Raw genomic sequence first — 4,816 nt, 5'->3', positions numbered from 1 at the left:
ATCTCATACGGATCGCCTTACGATTTTAATTTCAATAAACGATCCGCCTCCCACAGTATGATGCTCGTTGTTGATCCCGATGAGGCGTTTGGAAATAATCTGCTCAATGACGGCGGAACCCGATTTAACCAGCGGAGTCCTAAGTCGGTTTTTGATACGCTACATGATCCTTGGTTCAGTAACGGTGTTGTCCTTGCCTCAAACATAGAACATAATAACAATAGCTTTCAGTATAGCTATTTTAAGGCCGACCTTACCCATGCCTATTCATCCAAAGTTAGAAACTACACCAAAACATTCTGCTTTGTGAATACAGGGAATAAGCAGGTGCCTGCCTTTATTGTAGTATTGGACAATATCACTTCTTCAAACGCCGATTTTAAAAAATTCTGGAAAATAAATACAATAAAAGAACCTCTTATTTCCGATTCTTCCATTCTACTGCACAATAGGGAAGAGACCGGACCTACCGGATGGACTCATATTAAAACATTACTGCCTGCAAAAGCAAACCGGAAGACGGTGTATTGGAACAGCCAGGATACCGTTAATCCGATTGCACCTTTGCCTGCAATCAGCACGCATGAACCTGAAACAAAGGGGTACCAGCTTGTGATATCCCCCCAACAAGCCAATAAAAAAGACACTTTTTTGAATCTATTCCTGATGGCAGCAGACGGTGTAAGGCCCCCGTTGGTTCATTTTGATGAGACGAGCATGGAATACAGAATTAAAGTCCTTGACTATCTTGTTGTACTGCCCTCAAAATCGGAGTTACTTCCCGATTCTTTTGATATCACCCTTTTGGATCATTCCGACCAAAAAGTCATATTGGCAGGATTGAAGCCGGGCCTGTGGTATGTATGTAAACAAGATAACAATACACATTTTAAATTTAAGGTTAAAGAAAATGCCAATTCATTGCAATTTTCAGGAAATCATGGAACATATAAGATTTGGCGCAACAATCCGGATTCGGAAGGAGAAACGCAATGAATAGATCGAAGCCTCAAAAGCATTTAATTGCGGAATTACTTTTCACACAACATAAACATATGAATCACAAAGATATAATACAAATAATTTACAATAAACACATTATGCCACACAACTTTTTTAAACCAACCATCACGGTCATTATCGTAGTGTTTTTTTTCATAATGCTCATTTCATGTAAAAAAAAGGATTCCATTCAATACGACAAAGTTAACCGTATTACACGTCAAGAATCAATAAAACCGGTAAGGCCTTACGAAGATCTTTTTTGGAACAAATACTCCCAACAATTTATTTATGCTCCATACTTTAAGGTTGAGCCTGCTCCTAACGCACAAAAATATGTTTTTGCAGCAAGAGGTGTCGACAATAAAGAATACACTTTTGAATCGACAAACCCTTGTGAAAGTTTATCCCCCATATGGGCCGATTTACCTGTTGGTTTCATGAAGTTGACTGTTTCCGGGATGGATGAGGCGGGGAACGAAATCGACAAGCATGAATTTTCGTTCTATAAAGCCGCTTTTTTTAATGGGCCTTATCATCAAAAAATGTTGGACTACCGAAAAAGCGCCGAAATGGCATTGGAGTACGAGTTTAATCAACCGCACATACAAAATTGGGCACTCAACGGTACTCCAGATACCACCTCATACAATTTATACTGTTATCCGTCAAAAATAATAGGAGCAGTGATTGAAAGTATGGTTGAGTATGCAAAAATCTCAGAGCCGAATCGGGAAAAAGCGCTAAAAATAGCCATGAATGCAGCGGAATATCTTATAGGCGTAAGTGAGCCTGTAGGTAGCCCATTGGAGTTTTTCCCTCCCACTTATGCGGGAGAGCAGCGCACATCTAAAGCGTTTAAAAATCAATTCATGATAATTTATCCGGCAAAAACTGCTTCTACCTATTTAGACCTGTATGAAATAACCGGCGATAATAAATTCAAGGAAGCTGCTTTAAAAATCGCGCAAACGTATAAAAAAATTCAGGAACCATCGGGAACCTGGAAGCTGAAATTATGGATAGATGGCTCTCCCGTAACGGAAAACGACTGTATCCCCATTGAGATAATCAACTTTCTGGATCGATTAGAATCGCAGTATGCTATAACAGAATATGTCGATACGAGAAAAAAAGCTTATGATTGGATCATCAATAATCCGTTAAAGACATATAACTGGTCCGGTCAGTTTGAGGATGTTGCACCGGTAGAACCGTATAAAAATTTATCGAAAGATGAAGCAAGCGCCTTTGCAATATACCTGTTTCAAAACATACATCAAAAGAAGGAATTTCGTTCAGTTGCTGATGATCTGTTGCGTTTTTGCGAAGATCAATTTATTATCTGGGAGAAACCAATGCCTCAGAAGCAGTACAACGTAGAAGAGTGGATAACCCCTTGTGTGTTGGAACAATATGCATGCTATGAACCCATCAATGCAAGCGTAGCCAATATGATGGAAGCCTACCTGACCGGTTATAAGGCAACAAAAAATGAGGTTTATAAAGCTAAAATGATAGAGTTGGCAAATGCCGTAACAGTAGCTCAACACGCAAACACAGGGCGGTACCCTACTTATTGGCAATTGAATGAACGCCAAAAAAAGGAAAGCGGGTATATTGATTGGCTAAACTGTACCAGCTACTGTGTAAAAGTCATGTTGCAAATTTCAGATTCACAATAATAAAATTCAATAAGAGAGGTACGTATGAAAAGAAGGGATTTTTTGATGGGGATTTCAACTGTACCCATCCTGGGTGCATATTCAATAGGGTCGACCAAAAACATACTGAAAGTGTTGGATGATCGTCGCGTCGATTCAAAACGACTGCTGGACATTGACCAGTTTGATGTGATGAGCGAGAGATTACCTGGCTCTACGGGTAATGAACAAACAAGAATAAAAATAGGACTTATCGGAAACGGCTGGCGGGGCGAATCCCTGTTAAACTCTTTCGGTTATTTTCACCCGGATTATGTGGATAAGATGAAGACTGACGGGCAATATGACCGGTGGCTGCCTTATCAGAAAAGACATGAAAACCTCTATGTGGACATCGCGGGTATCTGCGATACATTCGATATTCACGCGGAAAGAGGAATAGAAGTGGGCAGAAACAATATCCGGGAAGAGAGGAGTACCCCGGAAATCTCGTCCGGAATTAAACGGTACAAAACCTATCAGGATATGATCCACAGCAAGGATATTGATGCGGTCATTGTGGCAACACCCGACCATAGCCACGCTCAAATTACAATAGATGCAGTGAAGGCGGGAAAGCACGTATATTTAGAAAAACCGATGTGTCACAGCATAGAAGAAGCGGTCGAATTAAAAAAAGTTGTAAGCGCCTCCAACATCGTCTTTCAGATAGGCCATGAGAATCGACAACAGATGAGTTATAAACTGGGAAGGGAATTGTACCGCAAAGGAGTATTGGGCGACGTATCAATGATCCAGACATTTACCAACAGGAACTCCCTTTTCGGAGCGTGGATCCGGGAGAGAGAATTTGACCATTTGGGAAACCAGCAAACAATAGACTGGAAGGGATTTTTGTGCAATGCCCCCTGGCATGAGTTTGACAGTAAACGCTATTTTAACTGGCAAAGATATAGCGATTACGGTACGGGCATGATAGGAAATGATTTTTCGCACACTTACGATTGTGTAAATCAAGTCTTCGAAATGGGCATTCCGGAATCTGTGATGGCGATGGGTGGCCATTTCTTTTATAACGTGGGCATTGATGATTTGCCCGACGTATTCAACGCTATATTCTATTATCCGGATAGAGCATTGACGATGACCTACGATGGCACCTTAAAAAGTGGTATTTATCGACAAACCAAGGTATTGGGCTCAGAAGCGACAATGGAAATAGACCGGGCAATTATGCTCTATAAAGATCCAAACTCCCAGCGATATAAAGATATTGCGGAAGATTCGGAAGAACCGTTTTATTATTATGCGCCAAATGCCCGCGTAGGGGTAGATGGCATCACTTCTGCAACGGCGACCAGTTATTTTAAAAGCGGCTATGGCCCTACATTTATCGATGGAAAGGTGATCGATGCGACTTTCTTACACCTAAAAGAATGGATAGATGCCATCAGGGGACAGGGAAAAGTAAGTTGCGGCATTGATCAGGGGTTTGAAGAAACCGTTACTTTCTGTCTGGCTAACCTATCATATTTACACAAAAAACCTATTTTCTGGGATAAACAAAATGAACAATACCTTATTGGTTAAAAAAATGGATACAAAATATTCTTCCATGCAGATTATAACCCTAACTGCATTAAGGGTAGTCATCGGGTGGCATTTCCTCTATGAAGGAATGTTTAAATATATCGGCGGTGTCTGGTCATCGCGCTCTTTCCTGTTAAACAGTACAGGGCCGCTGGCTTCTTTGTTTAAGATGTGGGCACAATCCGACAAGGCAATACATTATATTGACATGTTAAATATATGGGGGTTAATTTTAATTGGATTGTGTCTGTTTTTGGGATTTTTCGAAAGGCCTGCCAAACTGCTGGGCATCACACTATTATCCCTTTATTATTTTACCTATCCTCCTTTGAGCAGTGCCGCGGCCGGACTTTATGCAGATGGAAATTACTGGATTGTCGACAGGAATCTGATTGAAATTGCATCTCTACTTGTCTTGGCATCATTTCCCACAGGCTACCGTACAGGTCTGGATCGGTTTATGGCAAATTATCCCGTTCGTAGTTTTTTTAATAAAATTACCGGTAAGCCCTTAAAAAATAAATAAATTCCTCAACTTAAGCCATCCCATGAACCCCTTC

4 protein-coding genes are annotated in these 4,816 nt (G+C 40.8%); all 4 read left to right on the top strand.

What is annotated here, in order from left to right; genetic code table 11:
• Positions 1-996 (top strand): hypothetical protein (locus B4G81_RS05045; protein WP_294080755.1); only part of this gene is annotated, 996 nt, incomplete at its 5' end.
• 59 nt (positions 997-1,055) lie between these two features.
• Positions 1,056-2,687 (top strand): hypothetical protein, encoded by a 1,632-nt coding sequence (locus B4G81_RS05040; protein ID WP_294080753.1) that lies wholly within the window; start codon positions 1,056-1,058, stop codon positions 2,685-2,687.
• Between the two features lie 24 nt (positions 2,688-2,711).
• Positions 2,712-4,256, top strand: a complete 1,545-nt coding sequence (locus tag B4G81_RS05035; RefSeq protein ID WP_294080751.1) for a Gfo/Idh/MocA family protein — start codon at positions 2,712-2,714, stop codon at positions 4,254-4,256.
• A 4-nt stretch (positions 4,257-4,260) separates the two neighbouring features.
• Positions 4,261-4,782, top strand: coding sequence for a DoxX family membrane protein (locus B4G81_RS05030; RefSeq protein ID WP_294080749.1), 522 nt, complete (start codon positions 4,261-4,263; stop codon positions 4,780-4,782).
• Positions 4,783-4,816: the final 34 nt, after the last annotated feature.

The organism is Proteiniphilum sp. UBA5384, assembly GCF_002410825.1.
In the GTDB taxonomy this organism is placed as follows: Bacteria; Bacteroidota; Bacteroidia; order Bacteroidales; family Dysgonomonadaceae; genus Proteiniphilum.
The sequence above is the reverse complement of the archived record's forward strand: the minus strand, read 5'-3'. Positions and strand labels throughout refer to the sequence as shown.

Coding starts and splice junctions, on each gene's coding strand:
- B4G81_RS05040 (WP_294080753.1), top strand. CDS start 1,056: ATGAATCACAAAGATATAATACAAATAATTTACAATAAACACATTATG.
- B4G81_RS05035 (WP_294080751.1), top strand. CDS start 2,712: ATGAAAAGAAGGGATTTTTTGATGGGGATTTCAACTGTACCCATCCTG.
- B4G81_RS05030 (WP_294080749.1), top strand. CDS start 4,261: ATGGATACAAAATATTCTTCCATGCAGATTATAACCCTAACTGCATTA.